21 protein-coding genes and 1 tRNA gene are annotated in these 26,012 nt (G+C 42.0%); 12 read left to right on the top strand and 10 right to left on the bottom strand.

Annotated features, from left to right (window positions below; all coding sequences use genetic code 11):
- The first annotated feature begins 990 nt into the window (after window positions 1–990).
- A complete protein-coding gene (locus tag NSTC731_RS14970; RefSeq protein WP_445631485.1) occupies window positions 991–5,676 on the top strand; it encodes a glutamate synthase-related protein in 4,686 nt (1,561 codons plus the stop codon).
- A 397-nt stretch (window positions 5,677–6,073) separates the two neighbouring features.
- On the opposite strand, the gene NSTC731_RS14965 is transcribed toward NSTC731_RS14970, so the two are convergent.
- Window positions 6,074–6,445 (bottom strand): hypothetical protein, encoded by a 372-nt coding sequence (locus NSTC731_RS14965; RefSeq protein WP_445631484.1) that lies wholly within the window; start codon window positions 6,443–6,445, stop codon window positions 6,074–6,076.
- Between the two features lie 48 nt (window positions 6,446–6,493).
- The gene (locus tag NSTC731_RS14960) at window positions 6,494–7,402 is read right to left on the bottom strand and encodes a polysaccharide deacetylase family protein (protein WP_445631483.1); all 909 of its coding nucleotides are present in this window, start codon (window positions 7,400–7,402) and stop codon (window positions 6,494–6,496) included.
- A 1,716-nt stretch (window positions 7,403–9,118) separates the two neighbouring features.
- Here NSTC731_RS14960 and lepB point away from each other — a divergent pair.
- On the top strand, window positions 9,119–9,691 hold the full coding sequence (lepB, locus tag NSTC731_RS14955) for a signal peptidase I (protein ID WP_445631482.1): 573 nt from the start codon (window positions 9,119–9,121) through the stop codon (window positions 9,689–9,691).
- 79 nt (window positions 9,692–9,770) lie between these two features.
- On the opposite strand, the gene NSTC731_RS14950 is transcribed toward lepB, so the two are convergent.
- Together NSTC731_RS14950 and NSTC731_RS14945 are read right to left on the bottom strand one after the other, a co-directional pair.
- Window positions 9,771–10,304: a helix-hairpin-helix domain-containing protein gene (locus tag NSTC731_RS14950; RefSeq protein WP_445631481.1), complete on the bottom strand. Its 534-nt coding sequence runs from the start codon at window positions 10,302–10,304 to the stop codon at window positions 9,771–9,773.
- Window positions 10,305–10,318: 14 nt separating this feature from the next.
- Window positions 10,319–10,693: an NINE protein gene (locus NSTC731_RS14945; RefSeq protein WP_194042368.1), complete on the bottom strand. Its 375-nt coding sequence runs from the start codon at window positions 10,691–10,693 to the stop codon at window positions 10,319–10,321.
- Window positions 10,694–11,061: 368 nt separating this feature from the next.
- Here NSTC731_RS14945 and NSTC731_RS14940 point away from each other — a divergent pair, with 368 nt between their 5' ends.
- Entirely contained in the window at window positions 11,062–11,994 is a 933-nt protein-coding gene (locus NSTC731_RS14940) for a DnaJ domain-containing protein (RefSeq protein WP_445631480.1), read from the top strand.
- Between the two features lie 126 nt (window positions 11,995–12,120).
- Entirely contained in the window at window positions 12,121–12,444 is a 324-nt protein-coding gene (locus tag NSTC731_RS14935; RefSeq protein WP_094349476.1) for a DUF1825 family protein, read from the top strand.
- A gap of 93 nt (window positions 12,445–12,537) precedes the next feature.
- On the opposite strand, the gene NSTC731_RS14930 is transcribed toward NSTC731_RS14935, so the two are convergent.
- Entirely contained in the window at window positions 12,538–14,463 is a 1,926-nt protein-coding gene (locus NSTC731_RS14930; RefSeq protein WP_445631479.1) for a transglycosylase domain-containing protein, read from the bottom strand.
- 173 nt (window positions 14,464–14,636) lie between these two features.
- Here NSTC731_RS14930 and tyrS point away from each other — a divergent pair, with 173 nt between their 5' ends.
- The 5 genes from tyrS (at window position 14,637) to gmk (ending at window position 18,991) form a co-directional block, all read left to right on the top strand.
- A complete protein-coding gene (gene tyrS, locus NSTC731_RS14925) occupies window positions 14,637–15,827 on the top strand; it encodes a tyrosine--tRNA ligase (protein ID WP_445632103.1) in 1,191 nt (396 codons plus the stop codon).
- Window positions 15,828–15,935: 108 nt separating this feature from the next.
- Entirely contained in the window at window positions 15,936–16,652 is a 717-nt protein-coding gene (pyrF, locus tag NSTC731_RS14920; RefSeq protein ID WP_445631478.1) for an orotidine-5'-phosphate decarboxylase, read from the top strand.
- The gene (locus tag NSTC731_RS14915) at window positions 16,649–17,329 is read left to right on the top strand and encodes a hypothetical protein (protein WP_445631477.1); all 681 of its coding nucleotides are present in this window, start codon (window positions 16,649–16,651) and stop codon (window positions 17,327–17,329) included. The genes pyrF and NSTC731_RS14915 overlap by 4 nt, the downstream gene beginning before the upstream one ends.
- Before the next feature lie 629 nt (window positions 17,330–17,958).
- Window positions 17,959–18,225 carry an extracellular matrix/biofilm regulator RemA gene (remA, locus tag NSTC731_RS14910; RefSeq protein ID WP_041233849.1) on the top strand — a complete coding sequence of 89 codons (267 nt, stop codon included), beginning with the start codon at window positions 17,959–17,961 and terminating at the stop codon, window positions 18,223–18,225.
- 166 nt (window positions 18,226–18,391) lie between these two features.
- Window positions 18,392–18,991, top strand: a complete 600-nt coding sequence (gene gmk, locus NSTC731_RS14905; protein ID WP_445632102.1) for a guanylate kinase — start codon at window positions 18,392–18,394, stop codon at window positions 18,989–18,991.
- 98 nt (window positions 18,992–19,089) lie between these two features.
- Here the strand turns inward: gmk and NSTC731_RS14900 are convergent, their stop codons facing one another.
- The 3 genes from NSTC731_RS14900 to NSTC731_RS14890 all read right to left on the bottom strand — a co-directional run bounded on the left by NSTC731_RS14900 (window position 19,090) and on the right by NSTC731_RS14890 (window position 20,571).
- Window positions 19,090–19,611 carry a photosystem I reaction center protein subunit XI gene (locus NSTC731_RS14900; protein ID WP_445631476.1) on the bottom strand — a complete coding sequence of 174 codons (522 nt, stop codon included), beginning with the start codon at window positions 19,609–19,611 and terminating at the stop codon, window positions 19,090–19,092.
- Between the two features lie 276 nt (window positions 19,612–19,887).
- On the bottom strand, window positions 19,888–20,037 hold the full coding sequence (psaJ, locus tag NSTC731_RS14895) for a photosystem I reaction center subunit IX (protein ID WP_094349471.1): 150 nt from the start codon (window positions 20,035–20,037) through the stop codon (window positions 19,888–19,890).
- Window positions 20,038–20,076: 39 nt separating this feature from the next.
- The gene (locus NSTC731_RS14890; RefSeq protein WP_445631475.1) at window positions 20,077–20,571 is read right to left on the bottom strand and encodes a Photosystem I reaction center subunit III; all 495 of its coding nucleotides are present in this window, start codon (window positions 20,569–20,571) and stop codon (window positions 20,077–20,079) included.
- Window positions 20,572–20,859: 288 nt separating this feature from the next.
- Here NSTC731_RS14890 and tsaD point away from each other — a divergent pair, with 288 nt between their 5' ends.
- Window positions 20,860–21,909 carry a tRNA (adenosine(37)-N6)-threonylcarbamoyltransferase complex transferase subunit TsaD gene (gene tsaD, locus NSTC731_RS14885; RefSeq protein WP_445631474.1) on the top strand — a complete coding sequence of 350 codons (1,050 nt, stop codon included), beginning with the start codon at window positions 20,860–20,862 and terminating at the stop codon, window positions 21,907–21,909.
- Window positions 21,910–22,187: 278 nt separating this feature from the next.
- Here the strand turns inward: tsaD and NSTC731_RS14880 are convergent, their stop codons facing one another.
- Both NSTC731_RS14880 and NSTC731_RS14875 read right to left on the bottom strand, forming a co-directional pair.
- The gene (locus NSTC731_RS14880) at window positions 22,188–23,099 is read right to left on the bottom strand and encodes an alpha/beta fold hydrolase (RefSeq protein WP_445631473.1); all 912 of its coding nucleotides are present in this window, start codon (window positions 23,097–23,099) and stop codon (window positions 22,188–22,190) included.
- A gap of 115 nt (window positions 23,100–23,214) precedes the next feature.
- Window positions 23,215–23,934: a hypothetical protein gene (locus tag NSTC731_RS14875; RefSeq protein ID WP_445631472.1), complete on the bottom strand. Its 720-nt coding sequence runs from the start codon at window positions 23,932–23,934 to the stop codon at window positions 23,215–23,217.
- A 473-nt stretch (window positions 23,935–24,407) separates the two neighbouring features.
- Here NSTC731_RS14875 and NSTC731_RS14870 point away from each other — a divergent pair, with 473 nt between their 5' ends.
- Both NSTC731_RS14870 and NSTC731_RS14865 read left to right on the top strand, forming a co-directional pair.
- Window positions 24,408–24,959, top strand: coding sequence for a GNAT family N-acetyltransferase (locus NSTC731_RS14870; protein WP_322671979.1), 552 nt, complete (start codon window positions 24,408–24,410; stop codon window positions 24,957–24,959).
- A gap of 487 nt (window positions 24,960–25,446) precedes the next feature.
- Window positions 25,447–25,520, top strand: a tRNA-Pro gene (locus NSTC731_RS14865).
- Window positions 25,521–26,012: the final 492 nt, after the last annotated feature.

The raw sequence follows: 26,012 nt of genomic DNA, 5'->3' as shown, positions 1-26,012 counted from the left end.
AAAACTATCACCCAAGGTTTAAACTAACCAATTATTTGGAAATATAAAGGAAACATGACTTTATTTTTGAATAAATATGATAATCTATATATTGGCTAGTTATCTCTTTTAGATACACATTAATTTATTTAGACGCTAAAGCCACTGCAACCAAGTTTTTTAACTCCCAACTAATTCTAACCACACTATATACGGTAGTTTTGGTTATCAAAACCGGATTAAGATATTTAATCCTAGCTGATTGTTGCTACTGTTATTACTTCAGTAATGTCTAGTTAATAGTAATACATGCGGCAACTAGTAAGCGGCAAAATTCTAGACAACAAAAATATTTGGGAATTGTCAAATGGGTATATATTGTAATACGCTGATTTTATTGCTGGATCGGGATAACCAAATAATTACTAATTCGTAATTCGTAATTCGTAATTAAAAGGGTACACCAGCTCAGACTCAATTTTTAATTCAATGATTAACAAAACAATGGAGGGTAAAACCCCTCACTGATTGCAACCACGAATTAAGGTAGCGTAGCGTAAAGCCTTTAGCATAGCTTCTTTAAGAAACGCAACGCGACTGCTTAGAGTGAGTTCTTGATTGTCACGATCGATTACAAATTATCTGGGCTTTGGCTTAAAAAAATAGTGCAGCGTTCAGTTTTAGTTTTGTTTCAGGTGAGCCGAAATAGGCTCCATGAGTAGCTAGCGTGCATCTGGAAAAAGAAATTGAAAAAATACTTAGCTTCAAAATATAAAAAAGAAACTGTCAGGGCAAAAATGATGTCTTGGCTGAAGTAAGTTGTCTAACACCGCATAAATACATAAAAAATACGCAAACATTTTAACACGGGTTAACTAACAAAGTAAAACCGAAGTTAAAATTTTTTTTCCCTAAATTTCGGTGCTTATATATTTTTCCATCGCTGAATTTAGAAATTTTTTCCCACAGTGTAGTGGCAAAATTGGTAACTCATTACTTCAGGAACAGGGTATGAATAATAAACCGATGAATCAAGGCCAGAAAATCACAGCGAATATCAACTCAAGAGATACCTATCAGGGGCAAAAGTGGTTAGTAGATGAACGAGATGCCTGTGGTGTAGGTTTTATTGCTCATCGCCAAAATCATACCAGCCATGAAATTGTCGAAAAAGCTTTAGCTGCTTTAGCCTGCTTAGAACACCGGGGAGGTTGTAGCGCCGATCGCGACTCTGGTGATGGTGCTGGAGTCTTGACAGCTATTCCTTGGGAGTTGTTCCAACAAGACTTTGCCCAAAGAGGGAAGGAATTTCCATCTAGCGATCGCATAGCTGTGGGGATGATATTTCTACCACAAGACCAGCAAGCAGCACAAAAAGCTAGAGTGACTGTCGAGCAAGTAGCTGCTGAAGAGAAATTAATTGTATTGGGTTGGCGAGTAGTACCAGTGCAATCTGATTTACTGGGGGTACAAGCAAGAGAAAATCAACCCCAGATTGAACAAGTTTTGTTAGCTTCTGTTGACAAAAGCGGTGATGAATTGGAACGGCAGTTGTATATTACCCGCCGCCGCATTAGTAAAGCTGCAACTGATATCTCAGAAGAATTTTATATCTGTTCGTTGTCGAGTCGCACAATTGTCTACAAAGGTATGGTGCGTTCTGCTGTCTTGGGCAGCTTTTATGACGATTTAAAAAATCCAGCTTACAAAAGCGCCTTTGCTGTTTATCACCGCCGCTTTAGTACCAATACCATGCCCAAGTGGCCGCTAGCCCAACCAATGCGGCTTTTGGGTCACAACGGCGAAATCAATACCTTATTGGGTAACATCAACTGGATGATGGCACGAGAGGCTAGCCTGAATCATCCTGTATGGGGCGATCGCATCCAGGAACTCAAGCCATTAGTTCACATTGATAATAGCGACTCAGCTACCCTAGACAACGTAGTGGAATTGCTGGTTTGCTCTGGACGCAGCCCCTTGGAAGCTTTAATGATTATGGTTCCAGAGGCTTACCAAAATCAGCCTTCTTTACGTGAATCTCCAGAAATTGTTGATTTCTACGAATATTACAGTGGTTTGCAAGAAGCTTGGGACGGGCCAGCACTTTTAGTATTCAGCGATGGCAAAAAAGTTGGTGCAACTCTAGACCGTAATGGTTTAAGACCCGCTCGTTACGCGATCACCAAAGATGATTACATTGTTGTAGCTTCGGAAGCTGGTGTGGTGGATTTCCCAGAAGCCGATATTGTCGAAAAAGGTAGACTTGGCCCAGGGCAAATGATTGCCGTGGATTTAGAAAATCATGAAGTGCTGAAGAATTGGGATATAAAGAGGCGCATCGCCAAGCAGCATCCTTATGGAGAATGGCTACAACAGCATCGTCAAGAATTAAAGTCATTAGTCATTAGTCATCCGTCATTAGCAAATGGCAATGGCAATGGACAAATGACAAATGACCAAGCACAAGTGACAATTGACAAGCAAACCTTACTTCAGCGTCAAACTGCCTTTGGCTACACCACAGAAGATGTAGATATGGTGATTCATCCAATGGCGATCGCAGGTTCAGAACCGACTTTCTGCATGGGTGATGATATTCCCTTAGCGGTGCTGTCGCAAAAGCCCCACCTGCTTTATGACTATTTTAAACAGCGCTTTGCTCAGGTGACGAACCCAGCGATCGATCCCCTGCGGGAAAAGCTAGTGATGTCTCTAAAAGTTGAACTGGGCGAACGGGGTAACTTATTAGAACCTAAGCCAGAATATGCTCGGAGATTAAAACTCGAATCGCCAGTGTTAACTGATAGTGAATTAGAGGCAATTAAGCTGTCAGGATTTGCCACGGCTGAGTTGTCAACGCTATTTGCGATCGCCACTGGCCCTGAAGGATTGAAAGCCGCAGTGCAATCTTTACAAGCACAAGCAGCTGAGTCAGTCCGGGCAGGTGCAAAGATTTTAATATTAAGCGATCAAGCTAATGACAGTCTCAACACAGAATATACCTACATTCCTCCCCTATTAGCAGTAGGTGCGGTGCATCACCATCTGATTCGTGAGGGGTTGCGAATGAAAACATCCCTGATTGTGAATACTGCTCAATGCTGGAGTACCCATCACTTTGCTTGTCTGATTGGCTATGGTGCTGGTGCAGTTTGCCCGTACATGGCTTTAGATACGGTGCGTGATTGGTGGTCCGATCCCAAAACTCAAAAGTTAATGGGTGTGCAGAAAATTCCCACCCTCACCCTAGAACAAGCTTTAGGAAACTATCGCAAAGCAGTAGAGTCAGGTTTGTTAAAAATTCTCTCCAAAATGGGAATTTCTCTGCTCTCCAGCTATCAAGCAGCCCAAATCTTTGAAGCTATTGGTATCGGTGGAGATTTAATCGACCTGGGATTCCGTGGGACGACTTCCCGCATTGGTGGTTTGAGTGTTACCGAACTTGCTGATGAAGTGCTTTCCTTCCACTGCAAAGCTTTCCCAGAACTGACGGCTAATAAGTTACAAAACCTGGGCTTTGTACAGTACCGTCCTGGTGGCGAGTACCACATGAATAGCCCCGAAATGGTTAAGGCGCTGCATAAGGCTCTAGATGACAAAAACTACGACCACTACGAAGTTTATAAAAAGCACCTCCAAGGCAGACCAGTAACAGCTTTGCGGGACTTGCTAGACTTCCAAGGCGATCGCACCCCAGTTCCTCTAGAAGAAGTGGAATCGGTATATGAAATAGTTAAACGCTTCTGCACAGGTGGTATGTCTTTAGGCGCTTTGTCAAGAGAAGCCCACGAAACTTTAGCGATCGCTATGAACCGCATTGGCGGTAAATCCAATTCTGGAGAAGGCGGCGAAGATCCAGTGCGCTACACAGTTCTAGATGATGTAGACGAATCTGGTTACTCGCCAACCCTACCTCATTTAAAAGGATTGCGAAATGGCGATCGAGCTTATAGTGCCATTAAGCAAGTTGCATCGGGACGCTTTGGTGTCACCCCAGAGTACCTAGTCAACGCCAAACAAATTGAAATCAAAATTGCCCAAGGTGCCAAGCCTGGTGAAGGTGGACAACTCCCAGGGCCCAAGGTGAGCCAATACATTGCGATGTTAAGGCGCTCCAAACCAGGTGTTACGCTGATTTCGCCACCACCACACCACGATATCTATTCCATTGAAGACCTAGCACAACTGATTTTTGACCTACACCAAATTAACCCCAAAGCAAAGGTGTCGGTGAAGCTAGTTGCAGAAGTTGGCATTGGCACGATCGCAGCTGGTGTAGCCAAAGCAAACGCTGATATTATTCAGATTTCTGGACATGATGGTGGTACAGGTGCATCGCCACTCAGTTCGATTAAACATGCTGGTTCCCCTTGGGAATTAGGTTTAAGCGAAGTGCATCGCGTCTTGATGGAAAATGGCCTGCGCGATCGCGTGATTTTACGCGTAGATGGCGGACTCAAGAGTGGTTGGGATGTGGTAATGGGTGCATTGATGGGTGGTGAAGAATTTGGTTTCGGCTCCATTGCCATGATTGCTGAAGGCTGTGTTATGGCGAGAGTTTGCCACATGAATACCTGTCCTGTGGGTGTTGCTACTCAAAAAGAAGAACTCCGCAAGCGGTTTACGGGAATGCCGGAACAAGTTGTCAACTTCTTCTACTTCATTGCCGAAGAAGTGCGGAGTTTGTTAGCCCGACTTGGCTACCGTTCTTTGTCAGAAATCATTGGACGTGCAGATTTATTAAAACTGCGCCCAGAGGTAAATCTCACCAAAACGCGATCGCTCAATCTCGACTGTTTACTTCAGCTACCAAATAGCAGAGACAATCGCAGTTGGTTGGTGCATGAAGAAGTTCACAGCAACGGCGTGGTTTTGGATGACAAGTTCCTTGCCGATCCTGACATTCAAGCTGCTATTAGGGATCAGTCTACTGTCACCAAGACTTACCCAATTATCAATACTGACAGAACAGTGGGTACAAGATTAGCGGGTGCGATCGCTTCTCAATACGGTGATAGTGGCTTTGAAGGACAAATTAATCTCAACTTTACAGGTAGTGTTGGACAAAGCTTTGGTGCTTTCAACCTCCCAGGTATAATTCTCAGCTTGGAAGGAGAAGCAAACGACTATGTAGGTAAAGGGATGCATGGTGGTGAAATCATCATCAAACCTCCAACAGATGCTACCTATAACGCATCACAAAACGTGATAGTTGGCAATACCTGCCTCTATGGTGCTACTGGTGGCATATTATTTGCCAATGGTCTAGCAGGAGAACGCTTTGCTGTGAGAAACTCCAAAGGCATCGCAGTGATTGAAGGTGCTGGAGATCACTGTTGTGAATACATGACAGGTGGTGTGATTGTCGTCCTTGGCAAAGTAGGACGAAACGTAGCTGCTGGAATGACTGGTGGACTCGCATACTTCTTGGATGAAGACGACTCATTTCGTGAGTTAGTCAACCCGGAAATAGTCAAAATACAGCGGGTGATTACCGAAGTAGGTGCAAAGCAACTGCAAGAATTAATCCAAAATCATGCAGAACGCACTGGTTCACCAAAGGCGAAGAAAATTCTGCAAAACTGGCAAGAATTTTTGCCGAAATTCTGGCAGTTAGTTCCGCCTTCTGAAGCTGATAGTCCAGAAGCTAATCCTGAAAAAAAAACTGAGTTCAGTTTAGTGACTAGTCATTAGACATCGGAATTAAAAAATGAAGTAGGCACAATTCATGAATTGTGCCTAATAAGAATTTACGGCAGCGTATGCTTGATAATTTTAATTAACGTGAGTTCGATGCACAGGATTTTGACCTCACCCCCAGCCCCTCTCCCAACAGGAGAGGGGAGCAAAAAGCCTAATTTTTCGTTGCTCCTCCCTCTTTTCTCTTCTCTTTCAGAGACGCTAACGCGAACGAGACGCTACGCGAACGCAGGAGAGGGAGGCTGGGTGGGTGAGGTCTGTCGAATTCACGTTTAATTAAAACACTCGTGTAATAACTCCGTCGAACATCCCCAAGAATAATCTAAAAACAAATACTTCTAAAACAAAAAACAGAAAAAGGTTACATTTATAGTTTAGGAATTTATGAACGCTAGCGAAATACTTTTCTCATCATAAATATAGCTATACTTGCACCTATTGCCCCCAACATACTCGGAATAAAAAATCTAAAATCAAGAGGAAAATTAATAATTACTTTAAGTATTTCATTTGAATTTTTAAATGAATCTTTATTAAGAATAATATACCCAATTACTAGACATTCATATCCTCCAATAGCAGCAATTAATAGTCTAAATATTTCAATAAAAAAATTGGTTTTCCTTGTGATAAGTAGAGTAGCTATTCCTATAAATGCTCCTCCAAAAAAGGGTAGCCCAAATATTATTGCCAGAATTATTAAGAACTCTAGAGTGCTTGGTGGCTCAGGAAAAGGTGATGCAAAAAATATTATGATAAGCATTGATAATGTTAGATCGTCTGGTTCCTAGATAATCTAAATTAATCATTATTACTTTTTGGTAGCAAGCAACTTTTGGTCAGCATCTTCGATTTCTAAAAGTTCTGGAATCGTCACAAAGCGATAGCCTTGCTTCTTAAAGTTGCTAATAATTTCTGGTAAAGCTTGCACAGTTCTAGAACGATTACCACCACCATCATGCATCAGCACAATCCCACCAGGTTTTGAATCTTTAATCACGTTATCGATCAACTTTGGTACAGTTGGTAACTTGTAGTCTGTGGAATCAGCCGACCACATCACCACAGCATACTTTTGTCCTTTTGCATAACCAGCTAATCCATTGTGTAGCATACCACCAGGCGGTCGGAACAGATTTGTTTTGACACCTGTAACTTGATAAATTAAGTCTGTTGTGCGCTCAATTTCAAAAGCAGCTGCTTGTTGATTAAAGAAGTGATACCAGTGATGCCAAGTATGGTTGGCAATGACGTGACCTTGAGCGACAATCTCCTTTCCTAACTCTGGATAATTTTTGAGGTTCTGCCCAACTACAAAAAACGTCCCTTTGATATTATTTGATTTCAGAATATTTAGCACTTGCTCTGTAGTCTGAGGCCAAGGACCATCATCAAAGGTAAGAGCAATTACTTTCTCACCCTGAGTGAGTTTTGCAGCATTAATTATTGCCCCTTGAAAACGTGATGGTATGGGGTAGGCTAGACCCTTTGTTTGTGCTTCTTGCTGCCAACTTGTAAGCATCGCCGCCTTTAATTTTTCAATGCGTTGCTGAGTTCCTACGTTTGCAGATACATCCTTGATATTTATACTTGGTCTACTCTGAGCATCCGAAGCATTTGGCCTTAGAAGCATCATAAAAGCAAGACTAAAAACACCACCTAAAGCAAGTAGCGCAATTAATATTCCTTCTGGCCACAGAAACGACTTATTGTTTTCCACCTCAACGCTCCTTCAAAGATCGAACCATCACCACAGTTATGACGGTACGTTATAGCACATTTTTATTAGATATTTAGATACCAGCTGCTTTCTGGTAATCATGAAAATTAGAATTGGTACTAACGAGAATTCAGAATTGATAAGACAGACTATATTGCTTTAACTGAAATCTATACGCTCTCGATTTGGACAGCGTTGAATATACAATATTTGCTACTGTTTAATTTCAACCCAGTCATAAAAAGTAAGCTTTGTGCTTCCACATTCTCACCACTAGCTCGAAGAAGAAGAGGAACACAATTAAATAATTAACCACACCCCAAAATCCTTTTAAATAGGAGTTCTGAATTAGTTGTTGTTTTTCGCTTCACCGCTAAGGCAGCATTATCCTTTCAAGTTTTATAGCTTTTCAAATAAGATGAACTTAGTTGTCATACCTACAATTTGCACTTTTCGCAGACTGAAGTTTTTTTAGTCAGACTTTCTCACTGTAAAACTGCATAGTTTACAACTTAAGTGTATTGTTTGATTAACATACAAAATTACTTAAAAGGGTGCGGTCTCTTTAAAATAAGAGTCTGGTAAACTATTAGTTCTATCTTGATAAGATATATTTTACTGCCTGTTGCCATTGTTTCCTTTTTAAGAAAAAGTTAAATTTTTAACTGACAGAATATTACCTTGTACTTTCTATGAAATAGACCAGACGAAAATTGATTCAATATAGTTTCTCATTGGCAAGGGGCATTTATTGTTTCAATCTAGTTACCTTTGACTTATTCAAGAAAAATAATTCTATCAGCAGCTTATTTCTCTTTCGGATGCTGATACTTTAGCTCAAATTGCTAGTAGCTTTCTGTCTGTGAATGTTTTTTTCGATAATTAAGTATGTTTATATCTTAATTAATAGTACAGTTTAATATGCACTGTCACCGTGTAATTACGGAAATTAATTTCGTAAATATAGGCAAGTGATTAAAATCACAATAGAATAGCATTTATCCATTGAAGTAATAAAGTCTATATTTCATCTTTAAAAGTAGTATTTTTTACTAAAAACGCTGTTTTGAACTATATTTATGCATTTAAAAGTACATTTAAATTTTGGTTAAGTTTATGTAATTTTACTTAAAAAATGTATTTTCTTGTAACTCAACCTCCAGCAAAACTGCCCGACGCTCTCTGCGAGACGCTGCGCGTAGCTTGCTTCTCTGTAAGAGTACGCGGACTCGCTCTCAGCGAAGCCATGCCGTTGGCGCAGCCTCTCGTAGAGAAGGCTTTACGCTGCGCTATCTGCCTTTTTTCAGTAAAGTGAGGTAGATACTATCAAACATCAGGTAGATTATTTTGCAACTATACGACCAATTTTCTGTTTAAAGAAAAAACCTACTGGTTGTATCGCTTTAGCAGTCTGTAACTAGCTTATTTTGCAGGAAGAAACAAAACTTACAATTGTCTCATAACTTGCTTTATAATTACAGCAATTAGAATTTTTTATTTTTAATTATCTATTTAGCAATCCTAACTATTAGCTTATATTACCTTAGACAAGTCATAGTTTCTTTACAGTACTTTTGCTTATCTTTAGCAAATGGGTAAGTGTATTATTTAATGTCTGTATAGGTTGACCTTAAACCCTGTTTTCCTATTAATATAACTTTTGAGTCAAAATAATCAAGGTATTTGTCTCACTTCTGAAACTGGCTAGAAACTTTTATGATTCCTCACGAAAGTGATGCAAAAAAAGAGCGTGCGTCGTTAAAAGTATGGCGTAGTTCGCAAGAAAATCTGATTTTAATTGCGATCGCACTGTGTTTGGCATTCCTGATCAGGACTTTTATCGCCGAACCGCGCTATATACCTTCTGACTCGATGTTGCCCACCTTACATACTGGCGATCGCTTGGTAGTTGAAAAAATCTCCTACCATTTTCACCCTCCCATAACTGGCGATATTATTGTTTTTCAGCCACCCGCAGAACTACAACGTCGAGGATATCCCAAAGACCAAGCGTTTATCAAGCGAGTTATTGGCCAGCCTGGTGAGGTAATTAGTGTTGCTTCTGGCAAAGTCTACCTCAACGGTCAACCCTTGGCAGAAGACTACATCGCTGAACCTCCAAATCAGCCATATCAAGCAGTGAAAGTCCCAGAAGACGAGTTTTTTGTTATGGGAGATAATCGCAATGATAGTAATGACTCTCGCTATTGGGGCTTTTTACCCAGAAAAAATGTCATCGGTCGGGCAACGTTTCGCTTTTGGCCTCTCGATCGCATTGGGTTCATTTAATCAGTTTTGGATTTGAGATTTTTCTTTCAATCCAAAATTGCCAGAGTTAGGAGTTATTTTAAGACTTCTAACTTTTAACTTAAAACCTCAAATAATACATTATCTGGGCGATCGCATCACCAGTTAACTCCAGCCGTCGCTGGAAATCAGCCAGGTTACGGTAGGGCCCGGCTGATTGCCGATTTTGCACCACTGCTTCCGCCAAAGATAAATCTACAAATGGAATTTGTGCTAATTTTTCAACGGTTGCTGTGTTCGGGTTGAGTAAATGGGTAGGATTTTCTAAAGATTCGTGGTCATAGTAAATAAAATTCAGCAGAGGCTTTAATGGCTCTAAGCGCGGCGCTGGCATACCCAAAGCCGCAGCTATATCTTCAATACAATAAAATTTAACACCCGAATGTGAAAGTTCCACAAGCGATCGCGCTTGGTGAATTGACAAACCTGGTAAGCGTAACCAATCATCTACAGTGGCTTGATTAGCATCAATACGGATACCTAATTGGGCCGCGATCTGAATTTCTTCCCCAGATTGTAGGCGATAGTAGGGATCGTTGAGTAGCTTGGCGCGGAGTTTTTGCAGTCTGGAATTTAAAGGTAGCCAGTTATTCATGATTGTTGCTTACCTTAAGAAATCTGGTCTAGCAATTGGCGGCGCTTTTGTTCAAATTCATACTCTGAAATCAGTCCATCCTGGCGCAGAGCATCTAATTCTCGCATTGCGTCAGCGATCGCTCCTACCTGATTGATCGCTTTTTGTGAGTTCCTTGCTGCTGACTTCCCTAGATTAAAATTGCGATCGAAAGCTTCTTCGTCTTGGGCTAAATACCAAACTCCCTCAATCGCACTAGCTACCTTGGGGATCGGCGTCCAGGAAAGCAACACATATAAAACACCCCACAGGGGCTGTCCCAAGTAGAATTTATGTAATCCTGAAATTGTCAGCGTGCCAGAAAAAGCTAAAACAGCGGCAACACTTCGACTTTTGCGCTTAGTCAACATATTTCTAATAAATATACGAATACCATAATTCCTACAATAAGACAGCCAAAAGGCACAGAAACAATTCAAAACTCACTCAAAATTCCATAAGTTCGCGTAGTGTCTCATAGACAAGAAAAGTAAAAGTAATTTTAGTAAGACTTATGCACATTCTACGATTCTTCTCTTTTCTAGGAGATGCTTTGCAAAAGTGTTCTTGGCCAGTGTTTATATAAATTTATTTTAGTTAATTACCCTGTTTTGCTCTTTAGACTTTTGGGTGGAAAGTCCCACAATTTAGTATTTGAAAAAATTTGAGTAAGTTTCACATGACTGTGCATTCAGGTTTGATGCTAATTTTAAGTTTTTAACGGATCTAGATTACTACGATGTCACAGACTTTCCTACCGCCAGAATGGCTAAAACAGCTTTGCGATCCTTACGCTGTACTAGGAATTTCTGTGAGTGCTGACGATCGCCAGATTTTTAAACGCTATCACACTTTAGCGAAACTGCTACATCCCGATCGCTATGCTAAAAGCTGCAATCCAGACCAAGAATTAGCAACGGCAATACTTAGCTATTTAATCAATCCAGCTTACGAACAACTCAAAAATCGACACAAGCGCTTAATTACTATAGCTATGCTGCGATCGGACGCAAGAGTACTACAGCAGCAAGCTTTGTGTGGGCAAAGTGCCATAGCTCAGGAAATTATAGAAATGTCTGCACCCCAAGCAGAGTTGTTTTATGAAGAAGCGATCGCTTCCTATGCAGAAGCTCAATACAAATCACTCCATCAGTTTTATCAAGTTACACAACAAATTAGTATACTGAATTTAGTTTACTTACAGTTGCATAAACCTGACTTGTTTCTACCGCAAAAAGCTGTTCGCATCATCCCGGAAGTAGAAGTCAAGCCAATTGAATTGACATTTAATCAAGAAACTAATGTCAAACCAGTTTTGACAAATTACGCCCAACGTCACTACCAGCGAGCGATTGAGTACGTCAGGCTAGCCAATTGGGCCCTAGCCGTACAAGAACTGCGCGATGCCATCAAGTTAGAGCCAAATAACAGCGACTATTATGCTTTATTAGGTTTAGTACATCTAAAACAGAAATTTATCGGGATGGCCAGGGTTTATATCCGTCAGGCATTAAAACTTAACCCGCAAGATTCACTAGCTCAGAAATACGCTACCAGACTGAAAATTGAACCGGGTGAAAATACCAATCCGAAATCAATGGCTAAAGCTCTGAGTATTGCGAGTTTATTAAGTCGATTTAACAAGGGGAAACCTTCTCAAGTCAAGTGTTGAAATTTCGGTAACAAACCGTACCAAAACCGAAGCTTCGTGACTAGATTACTCCCCTAGACTAAAATAATAAATAGAAGTAAAACTATTAAGCTACTGAGTCTGGGCGCTCAGTTTAGTATAAGCAATATGGGATTCTTCGATTCTGAAATAGTTCAGCAAGAAGCAAAACAGCTGTTTGAGGATTATCAAGCGCTGATCAAGCTTGGCAACAGCTACGGCAAATTTGACCGCGATGGCAAAAAGCTGTTTATTGAGCAAATGGAAACCATGATGGATCGGTACCGCATCTTTATGAAGCGCTTCGAGCTATCAGAAGATTTCATGGCACAAATGACAGTAGAACAACTGAAAACCCAATTAGGTCAGTTCGGTGTTACTCCGCAACAAATGTTTGACCAAATGCACCTCACTTTAGAACGGATGAAAGCCGAGCTAGAAAAACAGCCCTAGCAAAAGTTAGAAGTACAGACGCGATTAATCGCGTCTCTACAGGAGTTAGGAGTTGTCAATCAACTCATAACTCATAACTTATCGCTTCTAACTTTAATTTGACTTGGGACGAGAAAACTGGGAAGGTGGCTTGAAGTTTTCTACAGGTACGTTTTTAAGTGCCTTCTCCATAAAATCTTTCCAAATGGGAGCAACCATGACACCACCTGTGGCATGGTCAGCTAATTGTCTATTGTCATCTCTCCCTACCCAAACAGCAGTTGTCAACTGTGGCACAGTGCCAACAAACCAAATATCTTTTTCTGATGATGTTGTTCCCGTTTTCCCTGCGGCTGGGCGACCGATCGCAGCACTTTTACCTGTACCTTCAGTGATTACCGATCGCATCACATCGATAATTGCAGCTGATGCCCAAGGATCGAGAACTAGTTGCGGTTTCGGGGTATTATCCAGCAACACATTACCACTACTATCGGTGACACGGGCAATTACAGTTGGTGGAGATTGCCAGCCATAATTAGCAAAAGTAGCGTATGCACTAGCCATTTCCAGAGGGGTGACACCAATTGCACCAAGTGGCAAGGAAGTCACAGGTTCCATCGGACTCGTAATTCCTAAAGTCCGGCAGGTTTCTATGACTCTATTCATCCCCACAGCCTTACCAACCTTGATCACAGGAATATTTCGCGATTGGGCTAAAGCTGTGCGAATTGGCATTGCTCCCCTAAAACTACCATCATAATTTCTGGGAAAGTACCAACCGTTACCATCTCGATAGCTGACTGGAGAATCATCCACCGTTGAGTCTGGTGCATATTTCCCACTAGCGAAAGCAGTATAATATACAAACGGTTTAAAAGAAGATCCGGGCTGGCGCTGAGATTGAGTCGCACGATTGAATTCACTGATCTTCGGATCTATACCCCCCACCAATGCTTTAATAAAATGCGTGCGTGGATCGACTGCTACCAGGGCCATTTGATTCTTAGATAATCCCTGCTCTAAAAGTGTTTTATGCCACTTCGTAACAGTTTCCTCAGCCATGATTTGGAAGTTGGCGTCAACTGTAGTTTGCACCCGCATCCCGCCTTTGAGTAGTGTCTCACGCCCAAACTTCTTAGCCAACTCCTGCGCTACGGTATTGGTTACATAAGGTAGGGCACTACCTTGAAAGGATTTGATTTTACCAAGTTTGATTTCTTGCTTGAGGGCATTATCGTATTCTGACTGGCTAATCCAGTTCAATTCCAGCATCCGTCCCAGCACTTCTTTTTGTTTCTGTTTTGCCAGCTTCATGCTCACAAACGGGCTAAATTCTTCTGGTGCTTGGATCAAACCCGCCATCATTGCTGACTCACCCAAGCTTAAATATTCTGATGATTTATTAAAGTAACTGCGGGCTGCCGTTTGTACACCATAATTGTTATGACCCCAATAAACTTGATTGAGGTACATTTCTAATATTTGGTCTTTAGTGAGAATTTGTTCTAACCGGATTGCTAGCACAGCCTCTGCTAACTTACGGGTAAAGGCCCGCTTTTGAGACAAAAACAGGTTTTTTACCAACTGCATAGTAACAGTGGAGCCACCTTCTTTGACTCCACCTGCTACAGCGTTAACTACTATAGCCCGGCCAACACCAGTAGGGTTAATACCGTGGTGATCGTAGAAGTGGCTATCCTCACTTGCCAATACTGCCCGTTTTAAGTTCGGGGAAATTCTATCTAGGGGTACGACTTCCCGATTGGCTTCCCCGTGAATACTCGCTAAGAGTTTGCCCTTAACGTCATAAATGTAAGTAGTTTCTGAGGGAAAGAAGTTACGTAGCTGTCTGACATCTGGCAAATTACGGAAACTGATGGCTAAACCAACCAGTCCTCCGGCTACAATGGAACTTGCCAGCATGGTGATTGAGAGGAGAGTACCGCCAGTTACCTGACCGACTCCTTTCAAAAACTCAAAACCTGATGAAGCCCGACGCTGTGGCTGTTTATCTTCAAAAGTCCTAGACGACGACACGGCTATTTCACTTCCTCATTTGTAAATTTAACTGTAATTGATTGGGTGAAGCAAGGCGGTTAGTTTTTTGCAATTATAGTAGTTTGGCGGATGAGAAAGTGGATAAATTGCAAGTGTTTATAACCAACTTAACTTCTAGTGTGCAAAACATAGGTAATAATGAATCTCTTAGCATGACGCCAGATTTTGCTTGGTTGCGTCGTGGTGTAGTAGAAGTATTCCCACAATCAGTTGATGTTAACAGCGAAAGTCTAGAAAGGCTCTTACAAACTACAAACAAACCTTTAAGGGTCAAATTGGGGATTGACCCTACTGGTACTGATATTCATCTTGGTCATAGCATACCAGTACGAAAACTGCGAGGATTTCAAGATGCAGGTCATACAGCAGTTTTAATTATTGGCGATTTTACAGCGCGTATTGGCGATCCAACTGGTAAATCTGAAGTGCGTCGTCAGCTTACAGAAGCAGATGTAGCTCAAAATGCTCAGACTTATTTAGATCAAGTACGTCCTATCTTGGATTTTGACACACCAGGAAGGTTAGAGGTGCGCTATAACTCCGAATGGCTCTCTAAGCTCAACTTAGAGAAAATTTTGGAGTTACTCTCGACGATGACGGTGGGGCAGATGTTAGCGAAGGAAGGATTTGCCGATCGCTATAAAAAAGAGAATCCGATTTTTATCCATGAGTTCCTGTACCCGTTAATGCAGGGTTTTGATTCGGTTGCAGTTGAGGCAGATGTAGAATTAGGCGGCACCGATCAGAAATTTAATATTGCTGTAGGCAGAGATTTGCAGCGCCATTTTGGTCAAAAGCCCCAATTTGGAATGCTACTGCCAATTTTGATTGGCACAGATGGCGTGCAAAAAATGTCTAAGTCTTTAGGTAATTATATCGGATTGTCAGAACACCCAGGACAAAAGTATCAAAAGTTGCAAGGAGTTCCCGATCATCTCCTAGAACAGTATTTTGAACTGTTGACGGATTTACCTTTGGATCGACTGCCAGAAAATCCCCGCGATCGCCAAACACTCTTAGCATGGGAAGTTGTTAAACAGTACCACGGCGAACAAGCAGCCCAAGAGGCAAAAGAAGCAGCCCAAAGTGGCGGTAAAGAAGGTGCTGTTCCAGAATTTTCTCTAGCTGGCGTGCAGCAATTTCCTACGAAGTTAGCATATATTCTCAATGTCACTGGTTTGTGCAAAAGTACAGGTGAAGGAAAGCGGAAAATTCAAGAGGGTGGCGTGCGTTTAGATGGCGATCGCATTACCGATGCTGATACCACTTTCGATGCTCTTGGTGAATTACAAGGTAAAGTTTTACAAGTTGGAAAAAATAAGTTTGTGCGCTTAGTACCCTAAATTGGGAGTAAGAATGAAAAAACTAATGACAAATACAACTCTTGGAGAGGCTGCACTTCGACTACGCTCAGTGACCACGCCAACGACTACGCTCAGTACAAGTGACCAATGACTAATGACAAAATAATTGTGGCTTTGGATGTACCGGATGAACAAAGTGCGATCGCCCTTGTAGATCGACTTGAGGATGTTACTTTCTTCAAAGTAGGTTTAGAGTTGTTTACCAGCACTGGCCCGAAAATTCTGGAAGTGCTAAAATCCAGGCAAAAGCGGATTTTCCTGGATTTAAAGTTTGATGACATCCCCAACACTGTTGCAGGTGCTTGCCGTAGTGCAGCTCGTTATGGTGTGGATTTATTGACAATTCATGCTACGTGTGGTAGAGAAGCTCTCAAGGCTGCAACAGAAGCGGCACAAGTAGGAGCAGCACAAGCGGGTGTACAACCACCAAAGTTAATAGCGATTACTCTGTTAACGAGCATTTCTAGTAAGCAGCTGGCATTTGATTTAAAAATCCCCTTAGAATTGCCAGAATATGCTCTAGAAATGGCCCTGCTGGCTCAAGAATCTGGTTTGGATGGGGTAGTTTGTTCGCCTCAAGAGGTAGCACAGCTACGACAAACTTGTGGAGATGACTTTTTGCTTGTTTGTCCGGGGGTTAGACCAACTTGGGCAGACAAAGGGGATCAAAAGCGATCGCTCACTCCAGCTCAAGCTATTATTGCCGGTGCAGATTATCTAGTGATTGGTCGTCCCATCACCACTGCTACTGAGCCTGAGTTAGCCTGGAAGAGAATTTCTGAGGAGTTAATCGCGGTGGCATGAAGCTAAGAGTCAGTGAGAAACTCAGAGTGCAGGGTGTAGAGAAGAACAATCTTGCCTCTTCACTCAGTCAGAAACATTATAGTTTCCTGTTTGCTTGTGGCTTCTGGGTTGTAGTTTCAAATAGCTTTGCTTACCCAGCCTTCTCGATAAACCCTATCCCTAAACCCTCGACGCTTGCAGAAAGGGAAAATGCGAACAGTGGTGCGAAGTCTTTGTGTTCTGAGCAAAATTTAGAAACATTAACTATACAGCTACTGCAAAAATTACCTAGTTATACCAATCGCGCTAGTCAACGCGCCCGCCGCCTCAGTAGAAGCAGTCAGGTTTACAGTTATATGTTAGTGGCAGGAAGACCTGAGTTTAATCCTCTGCCCCTTAACCTGGAAGAATATAGTGCAGATGTGTCTAAAAGTGCTGCATCAGGAGTTAAGCAAGTTTTCTTTACTACCTTGGAGCGGCAGTACATAGATCGGAAAGTTGTAGAATTGCAAGAATTTCACTGGCTGTTATTGACTAACACTAAAAGTGGTTGGCAACTAGTGATGATGTTTTCTCAAGCAGGTTCCTATTCACAACAGCAACCACTATCTCCACCACGAGATAGTAGTAACGGTACTGTTGCCCAAGGGGTTAAAGCTTGGTTGCGCGATTGTGAAGCTGGAAGTTTACGTCAATAAAACCTAATTCCCAATCTTCGTAAATTAGAAGAATATTAAGTAATATCTAAAAATACTTACTCAAATTCTCTATAAACAGGATTATCACTTGTGGTTATAAACTACATTAAAATAATTGCAAGAACAAGATTTAGAACATCTTGATTAGGATCGTTTGATTGAGGAGATTCAAAGATTCAATAATGAACAATAACACAAGTTTGAAAATTATTTACTTTCTTTGAAATGCTCTGGCGCGGCATAGCCCCTTGTTAAAGGTAAGCTAACTTTTTACAGCACGGCGTAAAGAAACTACTCATTTCAAATCAGTAAAATGCTTACGCTGTATACCTGTTTGAATTTTGTTCGCGAGTTTGCAAGCGTCATTGTGAATTTTGAATTCGCCTCTTGCGGTACTAATTATTTTCAGAGAAGATACATTACCTAACTAGCTCGTATCAGTATGATTTTACCTGTATCTTTAGGAATATTTTTAGGAAAAATAGCTAATAAATAGCTAAAAGAAGCAGACATTATTTAAAAACGCAGATTGGCTTAAATTTAAGCGTTGTAACTCCCGTTTTTTGGCGATAACATGGAAAGAAGTTTATTTCAAGCTTTATCAAACCGCCTTTAGCGTCAGTTTTTTTATGGACATTCAGTTAATTAACATCGGGTTTGGTAACATCGTCTCTGCCAACCGAGTAGTTGCCATTGTCAGTCCAGAGTCTGCCCCAATTAAGCGGATTATTACCGATGCACGAGACAGAGGTCAACTGATTGATGCAACTTACGGTCGTCGGACTAGGGCTGTAATTATCACCGATTCCAGCCACGTAATTCTGTCAGCGATTCAGCCGGAAACGGTAGCGAATCGCTTTGTGATTTCTCGCGAGCATCAAACTGTAGATAATTGACTAGCAAGGGGTTTTTCCTACTCCTCTTTGCACCGTATCGGTAGTACCATGTGAATTAGACAAATTTTCTGTCACTCTTGCTACAAATTCCTTAGTCACCAGTGGACTAGACCAGGAATACAAGACTAATGAATAATATGTATTGATTGATTCACAGGTTGAAGGGATGATGCCAGTTTTACCGATCCAGAGTAGTGCGACTACCGAAGAATGCTTACATTTAGGCAAATTAATTGTTTTAACTGGCCCTAGTGGGGTCGGTAAAGGCACTTTAATGCGATCGCTCCTAGAGCGTCATCCAGAACTCTATTATTCTGTATCCGTAACAACTCGTTCTCCCCGTCCAGGGGAAATCGATGGCAAAAGTTATTACTTCATCAGTCGCAGTAAGTTTGAACAATTAGTTGCTGAAGGCGAATTTTTAGAATGGGCAGAATTTGCTGGTAACTATTACGGCACACCCCGTGAAGCAGTACTTAACCAAATTCATTTCGGTAAGTTGGTGGTGCTGGAAATTGAACTAGAAGGGGCAAGACAAATTCGTGCTTCCTTCCCCAGTGCCCTCAGCATTTTTATTTTACCGCCTTCCTTTGATGAATTAGAGAAACGAATACGCTCTCGTGCCCAAGATTCTGAAGAAGCGATCGCCCGTCGTTTGCTTCGCGCCCAAGAAGAAATTCAAGCCGCAGATGAATTTGATATTCAAATCGTTAATGACGATTTTGAAACTGCTTTAAATGATATTGAAGGAGTTTTGTTTAAATAAATTAGGAGTTAAGAGTTAGAAGTTATAAATTTAAACTCCTAATTCTTAACTCCTGTACAGACGCAATTAATCGCGTCTTTACTGCTAACTCCTAGTAATTAACCAAATAGACCTTGAATTAGTGCCAAATTACTGGTCAAAAAGTAAGCAACTACTGCACCACCAATACCACCAATTAAGAAAGAACTGCCGAAGTTGTTCCAGCTTTCTTTAGAGTTAAAAGCATCTGCTGGAGGCTTGGGTACGGTAACACTAGGAAGTGCTTTGGGTGGATTGCTATTTGCATACAGCGATAGAGCGCCTGTGAGAACTACAACCAAGCCAATAGCTGACAGTAACCCAGCTAAGTTAGCATTATCTGTGTCCCGCAGTGGGCCTAATTTGGCAAAGGGGCCAAATAGCCAGTAACCATGAGCCATACCAACTTCCAAACCGCGTCTAGCAGGAGCCAAACCTGGGCGATAGGCAGGTAAATTATTAATAAACCCCTTGATCAAAGGAGAAGAATTAACCGGGGTTTCTAAGTTGCCTAACTGTGGATCGCCAAATGCGGGAAAAACAACTTCCCGATTTCTAGGATCGCTGGGAAGATTCTTTGATGCATCTACTGCTTGTGCCATATTTTATGTTCGCCTTTAAATTAAAATGGTGGCATTTTTATATTAATAATAATTGTCGCTAAAGAAGCATTTTGTTTAGGAAGTTTAGAAAAATTAATTTAGCTGATTTTAAAACCGTGAAACTCGCGATCTGTAAACAGTATCACGAGTTTCAAAAAACTATTTTTGCCGGCTATTTTAGTGATAATTCTGCCTAACTAAGCTGAAAAAATCAACTACACAATATTAAGCAAAAAACAAGACATTGATTCAACAGTCCTAAGTCCTATTTGACACTTATGGTAGTGGGTGGAAAAGTAGGTCGGGGAAAAAGCGGTTGAATTCAATCAAGATACCTGCTGTGATGAACAGCCATATCGTAGCGGCTACGGGCGCTGTGGAAATGAATTTAATCAAATAAGCTGATTGATCGCCTTTGTCTGCCATAAATTTAGTCTCCAAAACGAATGAATTAGTTAAGCTGATTTAGCGTGGGGAAATGGGGATTTCTGTATCCTTGGCTGCTAATTTTCCAGAGAGAAATTCTTGGACTGCTGCTACTGGCCAAGTAAAGCCTGACGCTATGATAGGTAGTGCCAAACCAAAATCGATTTGGATTTCTTTTTGTTCAGTATTCGAGTCTTTTTTGACTGCTTGCAGATAGGCACGACCTACCCAACCAATCCAACCAGCAATATATAGAAACAAAATGCTAGGGATCAAAAAGTCACCAGCACGATCTAGACGACCATCAACAATCAAGTGGGGATATCCTTCAGGACCGCACAGCGCCTGAGAATAACGCTCAAACCGCTTTCTCCCAGATTCAGGATCGGCAGTGGTATTACGGGCATTAGCTGCTAGCTCTTGAAAAGCGGGATTGTCTTTGCACGGTGTCAAATTAGCCCCTAAAGCTTGTGCTGGGGGGGCAAAATTGAACCAAAGACTAATCGCTAACATCAAAGCAAACAATCGTCGCATAGAGTTGTTTCCTTTTATTACAAAACAAGAAGTTCTTTGTACAAAACGAAGCGGCTTGTACAGTTGTTTATTTGCATAACTAGGAAGTCATCATACTCTTGGGTGGGAACCGAGTAAAGTTTAAGTAAATAAAAGTTAAAGCTTCTCAACCAAAATTAGTGCTGAGTGCTGAATTCCGAGTGCCGAGTATAAGAATTGTTGTTGTAGGGTAGTAAAGAAGCAAGATTTTTTCTCTACTATTCAGGATTCAGGACTCAGAACTCAAAAACTCAGCACTCAGCACTCTCAATGACAACCGTTTTAGCAATAGAAACCAGTTGTGATGAAACAGCCGTCGCAATTGTTAACAATCGTAAAGTTTGCAGCAGTATCGTAGCCTCGCAAATTCCAGTCCATCAGCAGTATGGCGGGGTAGTACCAGAAGTAGCGTCTCGCCAGCACTTGGAAACGATAAATGTTGCGATCACACAAGCCTTAGAGCAAGCCCAACTAAATTGGGGACAAATTGACGCAATTGCCGCCACTTGTGCCCCTGGACTTGTAGGAGCGCTATTGGTGGGATTAACTGCTGCCAAAACTCTAGCGATGGTACACAATAAGCCATTTTTGGGAGTTCATCACCTCGAAGGTCACATCTGTGCAACTTACTTGAGCGAATCAACTTTAAATCCCCCTTTTCTTAGCTTACTGGTTTCAGGCGGACATACAAGCTTGATTTATGTCAAAGATTGTGGTATATACGAAACTCTGGGACAAACCCGTGATGATGCTGCGGGTGAAGCCTTTGATAAAGTGGCGCGATTGTTAAAGCTGGGTTATCCGGGTGGACCAGCGATTGACAAGTTGGCACAGCAGGGTAATCCTCAAGCCTTTGCTTTACCGGAAGGAAAAGTTTCTTTACCTGGTGGGGGGTTTCATCGTTATGATGCAAGTTTTAGTGGGTTAAAAACGGCTGTATTACGTTTAGTGCAGCAGTTAGAGAAAGATACTGGACAAGTACCAGTGGCAGATATAGCAGCGAGCTTTCAGGATGCGGTAGCGCGATCGCTAACCAAAAGAGCGATCGCCTGTGCCCTTGACTATAGTCTAGACACAATTGCCATTGGCGGCGGTGTAGCAGCTAATAGCGGCTTGAGAAAAAATCTCCAAGCCGCCGCCGTTAAACATAACCTACGCGTCCTCTTCCCTCCTCTAAAATTCTGTACCGATAACGCTGCCATGATTGGCTGTGCCGCCGCTGACCATCTATCCCGTGGTCATACGTCCCCCCTGACACTAGGCGTTGAATCTAGATTAGGGCTTACTCAGGTGATGAAATTGTATCAGCCTGTTGAGTAGTCATTAGTCATTAGTCATTAGTCATTTGTCACTTGTACTGAGTTTCGACTGCGCTCAACTACCGCGAAGTCGTTGGCGCAGCCTCTCGTAGAGAAGTATTTGTCCTTTGTCATTTGTCCTACTCTGCGGGTTCGCCCTTGGCGTTCTCGTTCGCGCAGCGTCTCCGTCAGGAGAAGAGTAGCCGCTGGCGCGTCTATGTCATTTGTCCCTTGTCATTTGCAGTTGCCCAATGCCCAATACTTCGACTACGCTCAGTACAAGTGACCAATGACTAATGACTAATGACTAATGACTATTGATCGGATGTGATCTGCCACTGCATCCGGCTGTTCTAACATAGCCAGGTGTCCGCAATTAGGAATTTCCAGAACATTGTCACCACAATATTGAAAAAGCCTGTGAAAGCTAGCTAAATGGCGCACATACTTGGGTTCCATAACCTTGTCTTCCGCGCCAGCCAAAAAATAAACTGGCTGCTTCAGTTGGGATACTAGCTCAGGTAAACGATTGATTTCTTCTTCAGTTGTAGAGTCTAACAAAGTCCCCAGAGCCGCTTCTGGATCGGCCACAACGAAATCTATTACTCGCTGACGTGCCCAATAGCGCTCTAAAGGACGAGCCACACTAGCTCTAGTAAACAATAAATCAATCAAAGGCACTTGGGACAGCCAGCGCGGACGGACTTGCAAAAATTTCTGACCCGCCGAGCGAAACTGCTCAAAGGCTTCTTTGAGGTAAATACCACCGCCAGCGTTGATACAGATAACTCCCTTAACACGCTCAGGCATTTGATCTGCTCCCCAAAGAGCGATCGTCCCGCCTAATGAGTGACCAATTAGCCAAGCACTTTTAATATTCAACTGTTTCAAAAGAGCTGCTAAATCTTGAGTATACGCAGCAGGAGTATAAAGAGAATCGAAAGATGAGTCAGCCGTACTACTGGAGATAGGCATCATACTCAAAGACGTTTGTGCTCGACTAAAATCGGTTTTTATCTGGGATTGGGATTCACCAAAACCCCGCAAATCATAGGACAGGCACTGCAAATCATCTGATAGGCGGGAAATCACAGGTTGCCAATATCCACGGCTATTGAGCCAACCGTGGATAAATACTAAAGCATGGGGGCAGGAAGTGGGAGCCGTTAGCTCGTATGCGTGTGGAACGCCCAAGATTTCAATAGTTGCCATACTTGTATCGTACCCTTAAGGACGGGTGCGACTAAATACTAAAGTAGAAAGAGTTAGAAGTTAGGAGTGAAGAATTTTTAACTCATAACTCATAACTCATAACTTTTTACTTTTTTTATTTACCCAGCAACCTCTGTCGCACTCCTTCAGCAATTTTGTGACCCAGATATTCAGGAATGAGACTTTCATTCGGCCCTAACAAGTAGAGAATTAGCCGTGTACGTCCGCGCCAAACCAGTAAATTGGCATTGACGACTAGAAGGTCTTCCTGCCAGATAGCATACATCACTTTGTAAAATAATCCTGGTTGATTATCAGCTTCAATCACTAAGGCAGGGAGATGAAATACCGGATCGACATAAAACTCAGTTTGTACCTGCTCTAAGCCAGTGTCAAGATTAAATTCTACTGCCAGCATCTCTTCTACCTCAAACCGACCTCCTAAAGCCTCGCGAATAGCGCGACAGACATTTTCTGCGGTTTTCTCGGTCAAGGCTTTACTACCACGAGATACCAACAGTTTGATAAAAACTAACATTGGCGGACGGATTTGACCGTATAGACTTAAACCGTGGATAGTCAACCCATAAGCTGCTAGTACACCAAAAATATCGCTGAGGAGAAAAGACTGGTTGCGGTAAGCAAAATGCAGGGCACTTTTGCTACCTTCCGGTTTCAGTTCAATCACAGCGCGTCTACTTTTATAGAGACGGTAGGCTAGCCGCAAATTTTGCAGTTGAATTTCACTACTGACGAATTGCTCATAAAACTGGGGAAACGCTCGATTAAAGCGCTTTAGGAGTTCCAGTGTCGAAGATTTTAAACCAGAAGCCATTGTTAAGGGTAAAACTCGCTTGCTTTCGTCATCTGGGGGCTGGGTGTTAGGGGTTAGATGTTAAGGACTGGGGACAAGGGGACAAGGGGGACAAGAGAAGAGTGTTCTCAATGTTCCATACCTTATACCCAAATCCCCTATACAATACACTCCTAAGCTAACGTGCATTTAAGCTCTATAGGAGCAATTGCCACGATTAGGTTTTTTCATTTGAATGCGTGAATGCGTGAATTTTGAATTAGTTATATCCTTACCCTTTTGGTGAATTTCTCCTAGCCTTTACAACAAAATGCTAAAGTTGAAAATGATTGGTGTGAAACACGCTCTAACTGGCTGTTACCATTGCAAATCCCGAAAACAACCGAAAAACTTTGAGTGTAATAGGGTAATAAATGGGCGTAGCGATGTTAAAAGTGAATCAACACTCCTAAGAGTGGAAACCAATTCAGTTATACTACCCGAACCGCGTTGGCATGGGTTTTTGGAAAACTTGGTTTAGTACTCCTGAATCTGTAGGGACAACTAGGACAAATCTCTTTGAAGAGCATACAGCAGAAACTGCGGGCAACTCTAGCCCGAGTAGTATTAGCGAAGCTGCTTCAAAGGAGGCTCGGATCGTCTTCAGCACGGAACGAGATATTGACCTATATGAGTTAGAAGAACTCTGTGATGCAGTTGGTTGGTCGCGTCGTCCTCTAAGAAAAGTAAAAAAAGCTATTGAGCATAGTTTTCTCGTTGCTTCAATGTGGCAAGTGAGAGGAAACCAAAAGCGGCTCATTGGTTTTGCCCGTGCTACCTCAGATCACGCCTTTAATGCCACTATCTGGGATGTAGTGGTTCATCCAGACTTTCAAAGTCAAGGACTGGGCAAGGCGCTGATGAAATACGTTCTCAAAAAACTTAGGAGTGAAGAAATTAGTAATGTCACTCTCTTCGCTGACCCCCATGTTGTAGATTTCTACCGAACTATGGGGTTTATGGCCGATCCAGAAGGCATCAAAGGCATGTTCTGGTATCCTCACTAATGCTCAATCCAAATAAAACCCGATTCGCACAATAAAATCAGGTATAGTAGTACAAATCTATTATTGAAATTTGGTTTGACAAGGTTTAGCCGACGAACGCACAAGTAATATCTCTTGTATAACTAAGTCGGCAGACAAACCTTTAATCTTTATCAATCCAAATATCTAATCTAGCTAGTATTTGCAGAAGATATAAATATAACGTGAGTTCGACAGACCTCTCCCGGACAGCCTCCCTCTTTTAAAAGGCGAACGCGAGTGCGTCTGGGTAAGGAGAGGAAGGAGTAGCGAAAGTAGAGGGTTTTTGCTTTCCTCTCCTGGTAGGAGAGGGGCTGGGGGAGAGGTCAAAATCGCACTCGTCGAACTCACGTTAAATATATTAGGCATGAGCAGTGTTATGTGATATGATTGCCTTAACGCTTTTGTGAAAGCGCGATCGCTTTGATGGGGAGCTAAAAAGCAAACCCAAAAAAGCGGATGAGTATAACGGGATGTAGCGCAGCTTGGTAGCGCGCCTGCTTTGGGAGCAGGATGCCGCAGGTTCAAATCCTGTCATCCCGATTTAATTAATATAGTTAACAGCTAGGGTAGTTAGTTAAGTTTTATTTACTAACATCTGCAATTTAATTAGATATTTTTACGGTGAAGACCAATTAGGCTGTTCTGTGGTTGAAGCCTAACAGACAAATTTCGTCATTCAGTAGTAAGATATTCTGAACACTGAGCTTTGTATAGATTTGAGAAGATATTAAAGCAATCGCAGATGGAACGTTGATTAAGTAATAGCGTCAACCAATATTAGAAAAAGTCGATAAAATAGCATTTATCATCTCCAAGGTTGGAGAGATGGAGAAACTTTTTGCTGTTTGAGAAGACATATAATAAGCATCTACGGCATTTCGCGGTAAATAGCGAAGCGAAACCTAGAAAAACACAACGTTAGCACAGCCAATTTGTGAAAACGATACTATAGCAACTCTAAATAGTTAGGGAACATTGGATTTTGACCGTTGAAACTCCGGGTGACGCTCCTGTGTCGCTACCGCTTGCGCT

The organism is Nostoc sp. DSM 114167 (assembly GCF_052692655.1).
Note: the sequence above shows the minus strand (reverse complement) of the source record. Positions and strands in the feature narration are given on the sequence as shown.

Excerpts from the sequence above, each read along its gene's own strand:
- NSTC731_RS14970 (WP_445631485.1), top strand. The coding sequence starts at position 991 with ATGAATAATAAACCGATGAATCAAGGCCAGAAAATCACAGCGAATATC.
- NSTC731_RS14965 (WP_445631484.1), bottom strand. The coding sequence starts at position 6,445 with ATGCTTATCATAATATTTTTTGCATCACCTTTTCCTGAGCCACCAAGC.
- lepB (WP_445631482.1), top strand. The coding sequence starts at position 9,119 with ATGATTCCTCACGAAAGTGATGCAAAAAAAGAGCGTGCGTCGTTAAAA.
- NSTC731_RS14950 (WP_445631481.1), bottom strand. The coding sequence starts at position 10,304 with ATGAATAACTGGCTACCTTTAAATTCCAGACTGCAAAAACTCCGCGCC.
- NSTC731_RS14945 (WP_194042368.1), bottom strand. The coding sequence starts at position 10,693 with ATGTTGACTAAGCGCAAAAGTCGAAGTGTTGCCGCTGTTTTAGCTTTT.
- NSTC731_RS14940 (WP_445631480.1), top strand. The coding sequence starts at position 11,062 with ATGTCACAGACTTTCCTACCGCCAGAATGGCTAAAACAGCTTTGCGAT.
- NSTC731_RS14935 (WP_094349476.1), top strand. The coding sequence starts at position 12,121 with ATGGGATTCTTCGATTCTGAAATAGTTCAGCAAGAAGCAAAACAGCTG.
- tyrS (WP_445632103.1), top strand. The coding sequence starts at position 14,637 with ATGACGCCAGATTTTGCTTGGTTGCGTCGTGGTGTAGTAGAAGTATTC.
- pyrF (WP_445631478.1), top strand. The coding sequence starts at position 15,936 with ATGACTAATGACAAAATAATTGTGGCTTTGGATGTACCGGATGAACAA.
- NSTC731_RS14915 (WP_445631477.1), top strand. The coding sequence starts at position 16,649 with ATGAAGCTAAGAGTCAGTGAGAAACTCAGAGTGCAGGGTGTAGAGAAG.
- remA (WP_041233849.1), top strand. The coding sequence starts at position 17,959 with ATGGACATTCAGTTAATTAACATCGGGTTTGGTAACATCGTCTCTGCC.
- gmk (WP_445632102.1), top strand. The coding sequence starts at position 18,392 with ATGATGCCAGTTTTACCGATCCAGAGTAGTGCGACTACCGAAGAATGC.
- NSTC731_RS14900 (WP_445631476.1), bottom strand. The coding sequence starts at position 19,611 with ATGGCACAAGCAGTAGATGCATCAAAGAATCTTCCCAGCGATCCTAGA.
- psaJ (WP_094349471.1), bottom strand. The coding sequence starts at position 20,037 with ATGGCAGACAAAGGCGATCAATCAGCTTATTTGATTAAATTCATTTCC.
- NSTC731_RS14890 (WP_445631475.1), bottom strand. The coding sequence starts at position 20,571 with ATGCGACGATTGTTTGCTTTGATGTTAGCGATTAGTCTTTGGTTCAAT.
- tsaD (WP_445631474.1), top strand. The coding sequence starts at position 20,860 with ATGACAACCGTTTTAGCAATAGAAACCAGTTGTGATGAAACAGCCGTC.
- NSTC731_RS14880 (WP_445631473.1), bottom strand. The coding sequence starts at position 23,099 with ATGGCAACTATTGAAATCTTGGGCGTTCCACACGCATACGAGCTAACG.
- NSTC731_RS14875 (WP_445631472.1), bottom strand. The coding sequence starts at position 23,934 with ATGGCTTCTGGTTTAAAATCTTCGACACTGGAACTCCTAAAGCGCTTT.
- NSTC731_RS14870 (WP_322671979.1), top strand. The coding sequence starts at position 24,408 with ATGGGTTTTTGGAAAACTTGGTTTAGTACTCCTGAATCTGTAGGGACA.